Source organism: Paenibacillus shenyangensis (genome assembly GCF_000346635.1).
Classification (GTDB): domain Bacteria; phylum Bacillota; class Bacilli; order Paenibacillales; family Paenibacillaceae; genus Saccharibacillus; species Saccharibacillus dauci.
The window spans coordinates 25,280-42,235 of sequence record NZ_AOIG01000002.1 but is presented as its reverse complement, the minus strand read 5'-3'; the positions used below and the strand labels follow the sequence as shown (position 1 = coordinate 42,235).

At 47.5% G+C, this 16,956-nt stretch carries 15 protein-coding genes; all 15 read left to right on the top strand.

Features of this window, described 5'->3' with window-relative positions:
- Window positions 1–3: 3 nt before the first annotated feature.
- Window positions 4–1,515 carry a F0F1 ATP synthase subunit alpha gene (gene atpA / locus H065_RS0100180; RefSeq protein ID WP_017810972.1) on the top strand — a complete coding sequence of 504 codons (1,512 nt, stop codon included), beginning with the start codon at window positions 4–6 and terminating at the stop codon, window positions 1,513–1,515.
- Window positions 1,516–1,710: 195 nt separating this feature from the next.
- Window positions 1,711–2,580: an ATP synthase F1 subunit gamma gene (atpG, locus tag H065_RS0100175; protein ID WP_017810971.1), complete on the top strand. Its 870-nt coding sequence runs from the start codon at window positions 1,711–1,713 to the stop codon at window positions 2,578–2,580.
- Between the two features lie 94 nt (window positions 2,581–2,674).
- Window positions 2,675–4,075, top strand: coding sequence for a F0F1 ATP synthase subunit beta (gene atpD / locus H065_RS0100170; RefSeq protein WP_017810970.1), 1,401 nt, complete (start codon window positions 2,675–2,677; stop codon window positions 4,073–4,075).
- A 33-nt stretch (window positions 4,076–4,108) separates the two neighbouring features.
- The gene (locus tag H065_RS0100165; protein ID WP_017810969.1) at window positions 4,109–4,522 is read left to right on the top strand and encodes a F0F1 ATP synthase subunit epsilon; all 414 of its coding nucleotides are present in this window, start codon (window positions 4,109–4,111) and stop codon (window positions 4,520–4,522) included.
- 389 nt (window positions 4,523–4,911) lie between these two features.
- Complete coding sequence (locus H065_RS0100160; protein ID WP_017810968.1) at window positions 4,912–5,160, top strand: DUF1146 family protein; 249 nt, start codon at window positions 4,912–4,914, stop codon at window positions 5,158–5,160.
- Between the two features lie 296 nt (window positions 5,161–5,456).
- The gene (murA, locus tag H065_RS0100155; RefSeq protein WP_017810967.1) at window positions 5,457–6,821 is read left to right on the top strand and encodes a UDP-N-acetylglucosamine 1-carboxyvinyltransferase; all 1,365 of its coding nucleotides are present in this window, start codon (window positions 5,457–5,459) and stop codon (window positions 6,819–6,821) included.
- Window positions 6,822–7,169: 348 nt separating this feature from the next.
- On the top strand, window positions 7,170–8,168 hold the full coding sequence (gene mreB, locus H065_RS0100150) for a rod shape-determining protein MreB (RefSeq protein WP_017810966.1): 999 nt from the start codon (window positions 7,170–7,172) through the stop codon (window positions 8,166–8,168).
- A gap of 97 nt (window positions 8,169–8,265) precedes the next feature.
- Window positions 8,266–9,147: a flagellar hook-basal body protein gene (locus H065_RS0100145; protein WP_017810965.1), complete on the top strand. Its 882-nt coding sequence runs from the start codon at window positions 8,266–8,268 to the stop codon at window positions 9,145–9,147.
- A gap of 36 nt (window positions 9,148–9,183) precedes the next feature.
- Window positions 9,184–10,041: a flagellar hook-basal body protein gene (locus H065_RS0100140; protein ID WP_017810964.1), complete on the top strand. Its 858-nt coding sequence runs from the start codon at window positions 9,184–9,186 to the stop codon at window positions 10,039–10,041.
- Window positions 10,034–10,333, top strand: coding sequence for a DNA-directed RNA polymerase subunit beta (locus H065_RS27620; RefSeq protein WP_152425759.1), 300 nt, complete (start codon window positions 10,034–10,036; stop codon window positions 10,331–10,333). Before H065_RS0100140 ends, H065_RS27620 begins: the two co-directional genes overlap by 8 nt.
- Before the next feature lie 230 nt (window positions 10,334–10,563).
- Entirely contained in the window at window positions 10,564–11,001 is a 438-nt protein-coding gene (fabZ, locus tag H065_RS0100130) for a 3-hydroxyacyl-ACP dehydratase FabZ (protein ID WP_017810962.1), read from the top strand.
- Window positions 11,002–11,068: 67 nt separating this feature from the next.
- The gene (locus H065_RS0100125; protein ID WP_017810961.1) at window positions 11,069–12,784 is read left to right on the top strand and encodes a phospho-sugar mutase; all 1,716 of its coding nucleotides are present in this window, start codon (window positions 11,069–11,071) and stop codon (window positions 12,782–12,784) included.
- A gap of 222 nt (window positions 12,785–13,006) precedes the next feature.
- Window positions 13,007–15,034 carry a DUF5693 family protein gene (locus H065_RS0100120; RefSeq protein WP_017810960.1) on the top strand — a complete coding sequence of 676 codons (2,028 nt, stop codon included), beginning with the start codon at window positions 13,007–13,009 and terminating at the stop codon, window positions 15,032–15,034.
- A complete protein-coding gene (gene csaB, locus H065_RS0100115; protein ID WP_017810959.1) occupies window positions 15,007–16,182 on the top strand; it encodes a polysaccharide pyruvyl transferase CsaB in 1,176 nt (391 codons plus the stop codon). The genes H065_RS0100120 and csaB overlap by 28 nt, the downstream gene beginning before the upstream one ends.
- Before the next feature lie 6 nt (window positions 16,183–16,188).
- Window positions 16,189–16,947 carry a WecB/TagA/CpsF family glycosyltransferase gene (locus H065_RS0100110; RefSeq protein WP_017810958.1) on the top strand — a complete coding sequence of 253 codons (759 nt, stop codon included), beginning with the start codon at window positions 16,189–16,191 and terminating at the stop codon, window positions 16,945–16,947.
- Window positions 16,948–16,956: the final 9 nt, after the last annotated feature.

Genomic DNA, 16,956 nt, shown 5'->3' with positions numbered 1-16,956 from the left:
GACTTGAGTATCAGACCTGAAGAAATCAGTACATTGATTAAAAGTCAAATCGAGCAATACAAAAACGATATTGAAGTCGTTGAAGTCGGTACCGTTATTCAGGTAAGCGACGGTATTGCCCGTATATATGGTTTGCAAAACGTTATGGCCGGCGAATTGCTTGAGTTCTCCAATGGGGTAATGGGTATGGCTCAGAACCTGGAAGCCAACAATGTCGGTGCAATTATCCTGGGTGAATACACGAATATTCGTGAAGGCGATCAGGTAAAACGTACTGGCCGCATCATGCAGGTTCCTGTAGGTGAAGCGATGCTGGGTCGCGTTGTTAATGCACTGGGTCAACCGGTGGATGGCAAAGGACCAATCGCTGCTACAGAATACCGTCCAATCGAAAGTGCTGCACCTGGTGTTATCGACCGTAAATCGGTTCATGAGCCAATGCAGACAGGTATCAAAGCGATCGACGCTATGGTTCCAATCGGTCGTGGACAACGGGAATTGATCATCGGTGACCGCCAGACTGGTAAAACAGCTATCGCAATCGATGCCATCATTAACCAAAAAGGTCAAGGCGTAAAATGTATTTATGTAGCAATCGGACAAAAGCAATCCACAGTAGCACAGGTTGTTGAGACACTGCGTCGTCATGGTGCACTGGATTACACGATTGTTGTTACAGCATCTGCTTCCGAGCCTTCTCCGCTGCTGTATATCGCTCCATACGCAGGTTGCGCAATGGGCGAATACTTTATGTACAAAGGCGAACATGCTCTGATCATCTATGATGATCTGTCCAAACAGGCTGCAGCATATCGCGAACTTTCCTTGCTGCTTCGCCGTCCACCGGGTCGTGAGGCATTCCCTGGTGACGTCTTCTACCTGCATTCCCGTTTGCTGGAACGTGCAGCCAAACTGAGTGATGCAAGAGGCGGCGGTTCCCTGACAGCTCTGCCATTTATCGAGACTCAGGCATCCGACGTATCCGCTTATATCCCAACCAACGTAATTTCGATTACTGACGGTCAGATCTTCCTGGAGTCCGAACTGTTCTATGCAGGTCAGCGTCCAGCGATCAACGTTGGTATCTCGGTATCCCGTGTAGGTGGTTCCGCACAGATCAAAGCGATGAAAAAAGTAGCAGGTACACTGCGTCTGGATCTGGCTCAATATCGTGAGCTCCAGGCATTTGCCCAGTTCGGTTCCGATCTGGATAAATCGACTCTTTCCCGTCTGAACCGTGGTGCGCGCATGATGGAAATCCTGAAACAGGGTGTTAACCAGCCGCTGCTTGTTGAACAACAGGTAGTGAGTCTGTATACTGCTGTCAAAGGTCATCTGGATGATATTCCGGTCAACGATGTACGTCGTTTTGAATCGGAATTCCTCGCATTCATGGCCAGCAACCACAATGCTGTTCTGCAGTCGATCCGTGACACCAAGGATATTACGGCAGATAACGAAAAAGCACTGGTTGATGCGATCAATGCATTCAAAAAAGGCTTCGCTACGAGCTAAGTTTTGACCGTTAATACGGACATATAAATAATTGTTTTCCTCTATAAGATCGATTGCTGTTCAGGAGGACGCCACACGGCACGATTCATGAACAGTGATGGAATCTGCAGGTCCGGTGGATATTCGTATTCACCGGTTGTCCTGCTCCAAATCTCATACTTTGAAGTGGATTCAAGGTCAAGGTGGTGAAATCATATGGCTAAAGGTATGCGTGAGATTAAACGACAGATCAAGAGTGTACAGAACACCCGTCAGATTACTAAAGCGATGGAGATGGTTGCTGCCTCCAAGCTGCGCAAAGCCCAGGAGAAAGCCCAGGCGGCGCGTCCGTATTCCGACAAGCTGCGTGAAGTGGTAGCGAGTATCGCTTCCGGCACCAAAGGGATACATCATCCGATGTTGGACACTCGTCCTGTCAAAAGAGTGGCGTATCTGGTCGTTACTTCCGACCGTGGACTCGCTGGCGGTTACAATGCCAACGTACTTCGTCACGTTTCTGCTGAAATACGCAAACGTCATACGTCGGCAGACCAGTATGAATTATTTGTAATTGGTCGTAAAGGACGCGACTACTTCCGTCGTCGCAGCATGCCAATCACAGAAGTGGTAGCTGAACTGTCCGATTTCCCGACCTATGCGGATATCAAGACACTCGCACAGGCTGCTGTACAGGGATATGAAGAAGGACGCTATGATGAGCTTCACTTATGTTATAACCAGTTCGTGAACCCGTTAACTCAGATTCCGACGCTGACACGTCTGCTGCCAATGGACGCTTTGGAGACTGCCGATCAGGATAGTGTCAAAGCCAGCTATGAATACGAGCCTTCCGCTGAGGATGTACTCGCCGTTCTGCTGCCAAGATATGCACAGACGCTCATCTACAATGCTCTTCTTGAGGGCAAGGCAAGTGAGCAGGGCGCACGGATGACAGCAATGGGTAGTGCGACCAAAAACGCTTCCCAGCTTATTGGTGATCTCAAACTGGTCTACAACCGTGCACGTCAGGCTGCCATTACGCAGGAAATTACGGAAATCGTAGCCGGCGCCAGCGCACAAAACTGATCGGTCTACACATAAAGAACGGTTATGAACGGCAAGATGGCAATCACATAAACCAATTGTTTTATACAGCAAGTCAGTAGGAGGGAAAACGATAATGAACAAAGGACGTGTAGTAAGTATCACGGGTCCGGTTGTAGACGTTGAGTTTGAACGTGGTCAACTTCCGGAAATTCTGCATGCGCTCAAAGTCGAGAGTACACTGGATAATGGTACGGTTATCGACCTGACGCTTGAAGTATCCAATCACCTGGGCGATAATCTGGTCCGTTGTATTGCGATGTCTTCCACAGATGGTCTGGTTCGCGGTCTGGATGTAATCAATCTGGGCGGTCCAATCTCTGTACCTGTAGGTAATGTTACTTTGGGTCGTGTATTTAACGTACTCGGTAACCCAATCGACGAAGCGGGCGATGTTGTCGCTGAAGTCAAAAACCCGATTCACCGTGAAGCGCCTAAATTTGACGAATTGTCCACACAGGCAGAAATGCTGGAAACCGGGATCAAGGTTATCGACCTTCTCGCTCCTTATGCCAAAGGTGGTAAAATCGGTCTGTTCGGTGGTGCCGGTGTAGGTAAAACCGTAACAATCCAGGAATTGATCAATAACATCGCCCAGGAGCATGGCGGTATCTCCGTATTCTCCGGTGTTGGCGAGCGTACTCGTGAAGGTAATGACCTGTATCACGAGATGAGAGATTCCGGCGTTATCAACAAAACAGCTATGGTATTCGGACAAATGAATGAACCACCGGGCGCACGTCTGCGTGTTGCACTGACAGGTTTGACAATGGCCGAGTATTTCCGTGATGTAGAAGGTAAAGACGTACTTCTGTTCATCGATAATATCTTCCGCTTTACTCAAGCGGGTTCTGAAGTATCCGCGCTGCTCGGACGTATGCCGTCTGCGGTAGGTTACCAGCCAACCCTGGCTACCGAGATGGGTCAGCTGCAGGAACGTATTACTTCCACCAAAAAAGGATCGGTTACATCCATCCAGGCGATTTATGTACCTGCGGATGACTATACGGATCCAGCGCCAGCAACGACGTTTGCCCACTTGGATGCAACGACGAACCTGGAGCGTAAAATCTCCGAGATGGGTATCTTCCCTGCGGTAGATCCACTGGCTTCAAGCTCCCGTATCCTGAGTCCTGAAGTTGTAGGCGAAGAGCATTACAACGTAGCACAGGGCGTACAGCGCATTCTGGCTCGTTATCAGGAACTGCAGGATATCATCGCCATCCTGGGTATGGACGAGCTGAGCGAGGAAGACAAGCTGACAGTATCACGTGCACGTAAGATCCAGCGCTTCCTGTCCCAGCCTTTCCACGTTGCAGAGCAATTTACCGGTATCAAAGGATGTTATGTACCTGTAAAAGAAACAGTGCGCAGCTTTAAAGAAATTCTGGATGGTAAGCATGATGATCTTCCGGAAGCAGCATTCCTCTTTGTAGGCACAATTGAAGAGGCAGTGGAAAAAGCGAAAACACTGTAAGCAGATGCCTGCAAAACGTGAGGAGGGATGAAAGTGAGCACGTTTTTACTGGAGATCGTTACACCTGAACGTCTGGTGTTTTCCGAACAGGTCGACCGACTGAAAGCGACCGGAATTGATGGAGAGCTGGGTATTCTGGCTGGTCATATTCCGATGGTTACACCTCTCAAAGTCGCTCCATTGGCTTTCCAGGCTGGCAAGCAGCGTACAACATATGCTATCCAGGGCGGATTCCTCGAAGTTCGCGCGGATAAAGTTGTTGTACTGGCAGACAGTGCCGAGAAAGCAAGCGATATTGACGTGGACCGTGCACGCGCTGCCAAAGAGCGTGCCGAGCGTCGCCTGAACAACCGTTCACAGGATCACACTGATTTCCGCCGTGCAGAGCTTGCTCTGCAGCGGGCGATGAACCGGATCAAGGTATCATCATCAGGTGAAAATAGATAAACGTATGCAGCCGGTCCGTGCAAAACGGTCCGGCTCTTTGCGTTATACCACTTATTCCGATTGACTAACCATGACTACCAGCGAAACCTGAATGTTGTACCCAGAAAGGGATAACAGATACGAAAAACAATAAAAATAATTGCTTTTCGAGAGGCATGTCAGGTATTTCGACCTATATAAATAGATCGCCTAATGCTGTAAATTTATGCATGTTATGAGAAAAAAACGGCCTCAATGCTGGTTATTTTCTGTAAATACACGATTATGTCAATAAAACGGTGATTTTTGTAAATTTGGGACTAGATTCTTTGGGTAAGGGCAAGTATTATAGAATAGTCCGTATTAAGGCTGATTGCTAAGTAATTTTTGTAAGGAGGGCAAGAGCTGAAATGAATACAGTAGATGCGGGAGCCGCTGTCGGCGCAAACGGTTTGCTATCCATCTTCATCTCGCTTCTTTGCATCGGTCTTTCATTTTGGGCACTGCAAAATCTAAAGCTAGACCTGCTGATTCGTTATCCCAAGAGTGCTGCCGGTAAGTTGCTTCAATTACTGCTGGCCATTGTGCTTGGGCATTTCGTATCTGCCTTTTTGCTCGATTATATCCAGTGGACACAGTCTCTGCGATTTATGTTTTGAATGTAAAGAGGATGGTTATAAGTGTTTTAGACTTATTTCATGGTTTACGCATTGGATGATGCGACTTCAACAGCGCAACATTGTACCTCTCTATGTTGAGACGACCGCAGGATAATCAACTATTATACCAAATATTAAAAATCAAAATTTATGCAATAGGGCATTATAATACCGAGCGAATAGATAATATACGAATGGCATTGCATCAAGACAGACTTGTCTCCGCCAGCCAGTTATACTATTGATTCCTCCTTTATTATGCCGGATAAGCAAAATGACGCGCGGAGGGAACCCTAATGAGCAAATTTATCGTCCGCGGTGGCAAGCGATTGACAGGAAATGTCAAAGTTAGCGGAGCAAAAAATTCTGTTCTTCCAATTATTGCTGCCTCACTACTGGGAGAAAACGGTGTAAGTATTATTCATGACGCACCTTCCCTAGACGATGTAATGACGATTAACAAAGTATTGGAATCGCTTGGAGCGGTGGTTACATACCAGGATGAGACGATTCATGTGAACGCACAGGAATTGTCCTCATGCGAAGCGCCTTATGAATGGGTAAGCAAAATGCGTGCCTCTTTTCTGGTGATGGGTCCACTTTTGACTCGTATGGGTCATACCCGCATTTCTCTGCCTGGCGGCTGCGCAATTGGCACACGTCCAATTGATCAGCATCTCAAAGGTTTTGAAGCGATGGGAGCAGAGATTAATCTTGGACAAGGCTACATTGAAGCCAAATGCGAAGGTAGACTTCGTGGTACCAAGATTTATCTGGACGTAGCGAGTGTTGGCGCAACCGAGAATATCATGATGGCTGCGACACTTGCAGAAGGTATTACTACAATTGAAAATGCCGCAAAAGAGCCTGAGATTGTGGATCTGGCGAACTTCCTGAATGGAATGGGAGCCAAAGTCCGCGGTGCCGGTACTGGTGTTATTCGCATTGAAGGTGTAGAGAAGCTTCAGGGAACCGAGCACACCGTTATTCCGGACCGTATTGAAGCAGGTACGTATATGGTAGCAGCTGCTATTACTGGCGGTAATGTATACGTTGAAGGTGCGATTGCTGATCACCTGGGTCCTGTTATTGCGAAAATGGAAGAAATGGGCGTAGAGATTATTCCTGATGAGAATGGGGTTCAGGTCATTGCCGACCGTCCTCTGCGCGCAGTAGACGTCAAAACATTGCCTTATCCGGGCTTCCCAACGGATATGCAAGCTCAGATGATGGCATTGATGCTTGCTTCTGAAGGTACAAGCATTATTACTGAAACGGTATTTGAAAACCGCTTCATGCATGTAGACGAGTTCAATCTGATGAACGCTGGTATTCGTATCGAAGGCAGAACATCGATCGTAACCGGAGATGCAAGTCTCGTAGGCGCCAAAGTGTGTGCTACCGACCTGCGTGCCGGTGCAGCGTTAATCTGTGCAGGTCTTATTGCTGACGGTACGACCGAAGTAGGCGGTACTCATCATATCGATCGTGGTTATGTGAATCTGGCGGAGAAATTGTCCGGTCTGGGCGCTAATATCTGGCGTCTGGAAGATACGGATACCCAAACGGCTGCTGCCGAGCAGGAACAGACCGTATCTTTTGGTGACAAAGCCAAACAAGCGGATGCTGCTATGCTGAATGTACAGCCTACAGGCGTTTAATTGATCTGAAAATCAACCTGCACAGCCGCTTATTCAGGCTGGTTGTACAGGTTAAATACAATAGACAAAGAGCCAGGCCTTCCGAGGTCTGGCTTTTTGTTTGGTTACATGACTGTCATATTCGCCAAATAACGAACAATAGCGTTGAATACACCCCGTAAGTATGCTAATTTTAATAAAGATTGACCGTGATAAGAGTTTGACGATCTGAGCATTTGGACGAAATGCGAATTCTACTATAGATAGTAACGTTCCCGGGATGCAGACAGCTGTATTGGTGAATTCGCCCAGACGGTGTGGTGATAAGAGACTCTTTTACCGGAAATACAACTTTTGGAGGCTCTTGACATGTTTAGCAAGGATATCGGAATTGATCTGGGTACGGCGAACGTACTGATTCATGTAAAAGGAAGAGGTGTCGTGCTCAACGAACCTTCCGTAGTAACACTTGAGACAGATACCAAGCGCGTTCTCGCGGTTGGTGAAGAAGCACGTCGTATGATTGGACGTACCCCTGAGAATATTGTGGCCATTCGTCCACTGCGTGATGGAGTTATTGCCGATTTTGAAGTGACCGAGCTAATGCTCAAATATTTTATAAACAAAGTAGGCGTGCGTAACTGGTACAGCCATCCGCGCATTCTGATTTGTGCCCCAACCAATATTACGTCCGTCGAACAAAAATCAATCCGTGAAGCTGCTGAGCGCAGTGGAGCCAAAGAGGTATTTTTGGAAGCAGAGCCCAAGGCAGCCGCAATCGGCGCCGGCATGAATATCTATGAGCCAAGTGGTAACATGGTTATTGATATTGGTGGCGGTACCAGTGATATTGCTGTACTGTCTCTTGGTGATATTGTAACTTCCTCTTCTCTGAAAGTAGCGGGAGACAAATTCGATGACGCGATTATGCGCCATATCAAAAATGAATATAAATTGCTGATCGGTGAACGTACGGCAGAAGATATCAAAATTAATATTGCAACGGTACGTCCGGGTGGTATACAGCGTGAGATGGACATTCGCGGCCGGGATATGGTGACAGGTCTGCCGAAGACCGTTACGATTACAGCAAATGAAGTACAGGCTGCTCTGTCCGATACGATTCTCTCGATCGTAGCATCCGCCAAAGTTGTTCTGGAACAGACTCCACCGGAATTGTCTGCCGATATTATCGATCGCGGCGTTATTTTGACAGGCGGCGGTGCACTGCTGGATGGTCTGGAAGAACTGCTGTCCCAGGAACTTCATGTTCCTGTACTCGTAGCTGAAGATCCTATGCACTGTGTAGTCAAAGGAACTGGAATTATGTTAAATAATTTGGATAAAGTCTCTAAAAAAAAGTTCTGACCAAGCCGATATAAAACATATAATGCATAAATGACGGTGTTTTTATCCATAGAGTTAGACTTTGGCTAGATTCAGAACGTGAGAGGAGTATCCGGAAATGTTAAGAGGTCTTTATACTGCTGCTTCTGGTATGATTACTCAACAGCGTCGCCATGATACGGTGACTCAGAATATCGCAAATATCAATACCCCCGGCTACAAACAGGTAGAAAGCATAGAGCGATCTTTCCCGGAAATGCTGATTTCCTTGACCGACGGGGACCAGGGCGCAACGAATCGTAACATTGGCCGTCTAAATACAGGCGTGCTGGCCGAAGAGAGTATCTCCATGAACGTACAGGGTGATGTTCGCCAGACCAATTCACTGGACGACTTTGCTCTGGTATCGGAGATTAATCTGGCAGATCCGGCCACCGGACAAAATATTCCTTTCGATGCTTCCGGTAAATATGTAGCAGACAATGGTACAGTAACCTATCGTCCACAGGCGTTCTTTGCAGTTACCGGCAAGGACGGCGAGACAGGCTACACGCGTGACGGTAACTTCCAACTGAACGGCGCAGGCAATCTGCTCACTTCTACAGGCAATCAGGTGTTGGGAGCCAATGGTAACCCGGTTACACTACAGGGTTCCATGGAAGACTACAATGTGGATTCCCGCGGTGTTATTACAGCGAGAGACACAGGCGGTGAAGTAGGACGTATCGGTATTACAGTCGTTACACAGCCGGGTCAGATGTCCCGCAGCGGAGATGGATTGTTCCGTATTGCTAATGCCAATACAGCAGGAGCAAGAGCGCTCGAAGCAGGCGACAATGTGGAATTGCGTCAAGGTTATCTGGAAGGTTCCACAGTAGATGCGGCAGCTTCCATGGTAGATCTGACTGCAGCAATGCGCGCTTATGAAGCCAACCAAAAAGTAGTACAATTCTACGACAAGAGTCTTGAGAAAACCGTCAACGAAATCGGACGTGTATAATAGAGCAAAACAGATGGCAAGCAAAGGAGGCAAATAATGAATAACTCCATGATCAGCGCAATGGTGGCAATGAGCGGTATCCAGCAAAAGTTGGGTGTAGTATCGGATAATATCGCAAATGCCGATACAGTAGGCTACAAAGGCAAGCAGGCGACGTTTGAGGATGTATTTACTACAGTCAAACAGCAGCCGGGTGCTGCCTCACAGCTGCCGGGTCGTGTGACCGCTCCGGGTTATAATGTTGGATTCGGTGCCCGTATGGGTGACGTAACCATGGATATGACCCAGGGTGCGCTGAAGAATACCCAGAATCCGACAGACCTGGCTATCCAGGGAGACGGTATGTTTGCAGTAAGCGTAGACGGACAACAGGGCTGGACACGTGAAGGATCATTTCATTATGTTCCTGTAGCCAATGATCCCAAAAGTGCTTATATGGCAACAGAGCAGGGATATCTGCTGCTGGGAGACAATGGACAGCCGGTAAAAGTACCTGCCAAAACCCAGATTGATATCGATGCCAAAGGGGTTATCCGTTCTACTGACGGTACAGGCAAAGTGACTGTTGTAGGTAGTCGTACCGTTGATCCTGCAACCGGCAAAGAGACAATTAAACCACAACGTATTCAGGTTGACCGGATTACCCATCCTGAAGGTCTGCAACAGATGGATGGCAACTTGTTCGTATTGCCTGCCAACCAGAATCGTGCCAGTGTAATCGGCCCGATGTCTGCAGCTACCGAAGTTCGTCAGGGCTTTCTGGAAGCATCCAATGTGGATTTGAGTACAGAAATGACTGAAATGATGACAGTACAGCGCGCTTATCAGCTGGCAGCGCGTGCCCTTTCGTCCAGTGACCAAATGATGAACCTGACCAATACGCTCCGTGGCTAGTCGTCGCTCCGCTATTCAGGAAGCAGCTAAGACTCAAAAAGCAGCTCCAAACAAGAAGCTAACCCGAAGACCGGCTGCTCCTGAACCAAAAGAACGGGAGAAGAAGCCAGCCCCTTCTTCCCGTTCAGCGGGAACCCAGACTATGCGTGTTATGCTGACAATTGTCGGCTTTGTTGTAGCGATCCTGCTGGGCATGATCGTAGGCTATGCTGTTCTGGGGCATAAAAGTATTGCGGATATATTGTATCCGGAGACCTGGGCCCATATTTTCCAGCTTGTCTTTGCACCCTAAAAGAATAATCGATGTTTTACACAACCAACTCCTGCTTCGGCAGGAGTTTTATTTTTTATGCCGAAACCGTTATAATGATGTGGATGCTTAAAATGGCTGAAAATTGCTTACATATGATATGAGAGTATAAATGGATATATCATACTGACGGCAAATGAAATATGCCCAAAGATATATTCCATTATATGGATTGAGAATCTATAATGATGGAAAATGAGAGGAGACTGTCTATGTACAATGTACAAGAAATTCAGGAAATCATTCCGCACCGCCCTCCGTTTCTGCTGGTAGATCGCCTTTTGGAACTGGAAGAAGGCAAGCGGGCTGTAGGAATCAAGAACGTTACAATCAACGAGCCTTTCTTTGTTGGTCATTTTCCGGGATATCCGGTAATGCCTGGAGTACTGATCGTTGAAGCACTGGCTCAGGTAGGTGCAGCTGCTATTCTCAAAGTAGAGGCAAATCGCAGCAAACTGGCGATGTTTGCCGGTATCGACAATGTACGCTTCCGGGGTCAGGTAGTTCCTGGAGATACACTTCGATTGGAAGTGGAGATCACCCGTATGAAGGCTTCAATTGGCAAGGGACGTGCCGTAGCTACCGTAGACGGTAATGTAGTCGTTGAAGGCGAGATTATGTTTGCCCTCACTGCGCGGGATAATGCCTGAACAGTGGAATAAATAAAAGAATATTGGATTTGGGAAAATACATTCGAGTGGAGAAAGGAAGGATATAATGACAAACCTTAGTGAACAGGCACAACGCAATTTGGATCAATGGCTGAATGATACGACAATCGATGCGAAAACCAAAGAGGAACTGCAAAGCTTAGATGGACAGGTACAGGAACTGGAAGATCGTTTTTACCGTGATCTGGAATTCGGTACAGGTGGTCTGCGCGGCGTGATCGGAGCAGGCAGCAACCGTATGAACTCCTACACTGTAGGCAGAGCGACGCAGGGACTGGCGGAATACATTCTGTCTGTACATAAAGGAACGGAAAAGCCTTCCGTTGTTATTGCCCATGATTCCCGTCATTTCTCTCCCGAGTTTTCTCTGGAAGCTGCACTTGTACTGGCAGGTAACGGCATCGTAACCAAGCTGTTCCCGTCACTGCGTGCAACTCCGGAATTGTCTTTTGCTGTGCGCCATCTGAACGCTACAGCAGGTATCGTCATTACAGCGAGCCACAACCCACCGGAATATAATGGCTACAAAGTATACAATGCCAGCGGCGGCCAGCTTGTTCCGCATGAAGCAGAGCAGGTTATCAGCAACATTCGCGAGATTGCTTCATTTGCCGAGATCAAGCGTCTTAACCGTGAAGAAGCAGAAAGTCAGGGCATGCTCGTATGGCTGGGCAGTGAAGAGGATGAAGCTTTCCTCGATACGGTAACATCCATCAGCGTGAATCGTGAACTGCTGCAGGGTGAAGCCGGCAAAAACCTGAATATCGTCTATACACCTCTGCATGGTACAGGTTATCGTCCGGTACGTGAAGGTTTGCAGCGTCTGGGCTTTACCAATGTCTCTATTGTAGAGCAGCAGCAGGAGCCGGATGGCAACTTCAGCACAGTGAAATCTCCGAACCCGGAAGAGCGCGAAGCTTTTACCCTCGCTATTGAACTGGGTGAAAAAGTCGGCGCGGATATTCTGATTGGTACCGATCCGGATAGTGACCGTATGGGTGCAGTAGTCAAAGATCCATCCGGCAAATACTTTGTACTAACAGGTAACCAATCCGGTGCGATCATGATCCATTACTATCTGAGCCAACTGCAGGAGCAGGGCAAACTGCCTTCTAACGGTGCAGTGGTCAAAACGATCGTAACCAGTGAAATGGGTGCAGCTATTGCCGAACATTATGGTGCAACTGTCTATAACACACTGACCGGTTTCAAATATATCGGCGAGAAAATGAACCAGTTCGAAGAAACAGGCGAGCATACTTTCCTGTTTGGCTATGAAGAAAGCTACGGCTATCTGGCGGGCAACTATGCGCGCGATAAAGATGCAGTAGTTGCAGCACTGCTGATCAGTGAAGCTGCTGCCTACTACAAACAGCAAGGCAAAACACTGTATGATGTACTGCAGGAGTTGTATGAGCAGTTTGGATATTTCCAGGAGAGTCTGGAATCCCGCACACTCAAAGGCAAAGACGGCGTTGCCCAGATCCAGGGCATCATGGAGAGCTGGCGTACAGACAGTCCTTCCGAGATCAATGGAGTTCAGGTTGCAGAAGCACTCGACTATTCCAAAGGTCTGAACGGACTGCCAAAAGAAAATGTGTTGAAGTTTATGCTGGCTGACGGCTCCTGGTTCTGCCTGCGTCCATCCGGCACAGAGCCTAAAATCAAAGTGTACTTTGCAGTACGTGGAGACTCACAGGCGGATTCCGAAGCACGCATGAATACACTCAAGCAGGCAGTAATGAGCCGCGTTGACGGATAATAGCCGGAATTAATTGATTTTGCGTGGTATTCTTGTTTGAAATGGCATTTTTCTATGAATTTATAGTAGGACTTGCTTGTCGTACAGTATATAATAAAGCAGATGAATGAAGGGGTTCCGCTGCCAGGTCCTATCTGAGCAGCGGAACCATTCGTTATGTTTGGCCCCTGACTGTCAGCAGTACAGAGACGAATATAACGATCTTATTAAGGAGGTACTTTAGTGGTTCAGAAATGGCAGCGTTGGAACAACGCTTCTGCAAAATGGTTATGGATACTTGTTATTCTCGGTATGGTGGCTTCCTTGCCGATTGCCTATAATCGTATTCAGACAGAAGCAACGTCCAAAAATGTGGAATTTGTATTTAATTATCGTAATCTGATTACTATTGCGTCGTATCAGCCTCATCCCCAGGATTATATCCAACAACAATTACAGCGGCTCAAAGATGCAGGGGTTGGGTCTGCAGCTGTATACCAGAGCAGTTTGAGTGAACTGCAAACCTCACAACGAATTCATGTGTATAGTTCTGCGGATGTGGCTAATTTCCAAAATCAGGTGATTCCACTCAACGAAAATTTTACATATGTCCAGTTCACCAGCGAAGAGAACGCGCAGATGTTGAAGCCTGTTCTTGAGCGCGTGTTCGGTTCATTGGGTATTTCGGTTTCTCCATGGTCGTATCAGAAACTGCCGGGTGTAGTCATTCAAGCATCGCCGGATGATGCAGGTCTCAAGCCGCTTGATCCGGATCCGGTCACAATGAAAACATTGCATGATATGGGCTTCCAGATTGTACCGCGTCTGAATGATGCTTTGCCGTACAGCCAGGCAATGCTGAGCGGACTGCTGGATCAGTTTACCGCTTATGGCGTGAAGACTATTCTGTTCGATGGTAGTTCCGTTACAGGTTTTAATGATGATATTGAGAAAAAGAGCATTACTGCATTTGCGCAATTGCTTAAGGAACATCATATCGCGATTGCAGCGATAGAGAACCTCAAAGCTCCTCAGGATGGATTTAGCAAATTGGCATATTTAAATGACTACAATGTAGTGCGTCTGTACTCGCTTAGCGAGGGAGATTCCCAGCTGGATCCGATTACAGTAGCTGACCGTTTTGTTCTGGCCAGTAAAGACCGTAATATCCGCATGATGTATCTGAATCTGGCAGTATCGCGTGATACAACCAAAGCCAAGATGACAGATTCGATTGATAATGTAATTAACAGTCTCCAGGGTGGAGGCAATGCCATACATGATATTCAGAAAAATGGATTCACGATTGGTCCTGCAGTTGCGCGTGATGTCCATACGTTTGCCATGGAGCGCTACGTCAAGCTGCTTGTACTGATTGGAGCTATCGCAGCTATTTCGCTGCTGGTGTACTACTTTGTACGTCGTTTGACGCTGATTGCTTTTGTACTGGGATTGATTGGTAGTGCCGGTTTGATCCTGATTCACAAAGCACTTCTGCTCGAGCAGGGAATTGCCTTGCTGGCAGCGATCAGTATTCCTACTATTGCGATGATCTATGCCGTACGTAAAGTAGACCGCATGTATGAATCAAGACAGACTTTATCTACAGGCAAGCGTGTGATCCAGGCAGTAGTATTATTCATTATTACTTCTCTGTGGTCATTGACCGGAGCCTTGTTCATTATTGGGCTGCTCGATGATATCACCTATCAGCTGGTTATTAATCAATTCCGTGGTGTCAGTCTGCTGCATTTTGCACCGATTGCACTGACAGCCATCTATATTGCTTTTTATCGTGGTAAAGAAGGATTTGGCTTTGCCGGCCTTCGTAAACTGCTGAAATCACCAGTCACGCTGACATGGATCATCGTACTGGGAGTGGTGTTTGTAGTAGGTCGTTATTATCTGGAGCGTACAGGTAATGCCGGAACCGTATCCCCACTGGAAATGCAGTTCCGTAATGCACTGGAAGGACTGTTCAATGTTCGTCCACGTAACAAGGAATTCCTGATGGCACATCCACTGTTTATTGCTGGTGTGTTTATCGCAGCCAAGTATCGTCATGCCATTTACATTCTGATCATTGCTTCGATCGGTCAGCTGTCGATGGTAGACACATTTGCCCATATTCATTCACCGGTACTGATTTCCCTGTCCCGTGGTCTGCTGGGAATGGGTCTTGGACTGGTTCTGGGACTCGTGGCAATCGTTATCTGGCAAATCATTGAAAGGTGTTGGAAAAAATGGCTTCCGTCTCTGTTCAAATCGTAATCTCGGGCTATTACGGCTTCCGTAACAGCGGTGACGAGGCGGTCCTGAAATCCATACTGAATTCACTGGCAGCACAGGAAAAAGAGCAGGGCATCCGGATCGTACCGGTTGTCCTGTCCAATGATCCAGAGTGGACATCGCGCATGTACGGCGTTCGCTCGGTACAACGGATGAAGCTGGGTGAGATTCGCCAGCTGCTCAAGGAAAGTGATGGACTGATCAGTGGCGGAGGCAGCTTACTGCAGGATTCCACTGGATTGCTCACCATCCCGTACTATCTGGGCATTGTCCATATCGCCCAATGGGTGCGCAAACCGGTATTCATTTATGCACAAGGTGTAGGTCCGGTACAACGGCCATTCTTTTTCAAGTGGATTCGTAATGTATTTCGCAAAAGTGCCTATATCTCTGTCCGCGATCAGGAGTCAGCTGCACTGCTGGGCCGGATGGGAATCGATTCTTCTTCCGTCGAAGTTGTAGCTGATCCAGTGATGGGGCTTCCTTTGCCGGATGGTACTTCTGCTACTTCATCAACTTCCAGTCATGGAACAGCTCATCAGGCGACAGAGACAGCATCATATTCGGCAGCAGATTCGATTCCGGTGATTGGCATATCCGTTCGATTCTGGGACAAACAACGCCGTGAACTGGATGGGATTGCCGAGGGACTGAAGCTTCTAAGCTCGCAGCGATCGGTTCATCTGCGTTTCCTGCCTTTTCATTTACCTGATGATGAGCAGGCTTCCCGTTATGTTATTGATAAAATTGGAGACATTAGCAGAAATGGTAGTATAATCAGTACAGCTGATCAGGTTACCGACCCACAGCAGATGCTGGCCGAAGTCAGCCGCTGTAATATATTACTCGGCATGAGACTGCATAGTCTGATCTATGCAGCTTCACAGTCGGTTCCGCTGATGGGCATTTCCTATGATCCCAAAATTGATCAGTTCCTGAACCGGATGCAGATCAAGCCAACCGGTACCAGTTCGGTAACCGAGCCTGCACGTCTGGTGGAGGATGCAGTATACCTGCTGGACCATGGGCAGGAATGGAAGAATAACAAACTGCCTCTTATCCAGGCATTACAACAGGATGCTGCCAGACCGGCTCATTTTATAGCTCAATATTTTCTGGCAAAAAGGTGATAACTAATGAATCAATTCCAAACAATTCCGACTGTGCCAATCTACGGTCTGAATGTATCCAAACTGAATATGAATGATACGGTAAGCTACCTCGAATCCATTGTAGGTACAGGCAAGCCTCACCAGATTATTACAGCCAATCCGATTATGATCATGACAGCACTGGAACAGCCGCAGTATATGCATATTATGAAAAATGCTGAACTGCTCGTTCCTGATGGAGCCGGATTGGTATGGGCCGCTTCTACTTGCGGTCATCCGGTAGCCGAGCGTGTCACCGGATTCGATCTGCTGCATCGATTACTGGATGTAGGTCAGAAGCATAGCTGGAAAGTCTATATGCTGGGCTCGACACCTGAAGTGATTCAGGCTGCAGCCGCCAGGTTACAAAGTTTATATCCCGGTATTGTGATTGCCGGATACAGAGACGGATTTTTCGGACCGGACCAGGATGCAGAAGTCATCGCCGGTATTCGTGAAGCAGCACCGGATCTGCTTTTTGTAGCAAGGGGTGCAGATACACAGGAACCATGGATTGGCCGGTATAAGCAGGAACTGGGTGTACCGATTATGATGGGTGTGGGCGGCAGCTTCGATATCATTTCAGGCAAAACGAAACGTGCTCCAATGGCGTTTCAGAAATTGCGGATGGAATGGTTTTATCGCCTCATGAAAGAGCCTTATCGTTATAAACGGATGCTTGTTCTTCCCAAATTTGCTCTAAAAGTACTTAAAGACAAGGAAAGCGTGGTAAAAGCTCAGTAATCCCTTGAA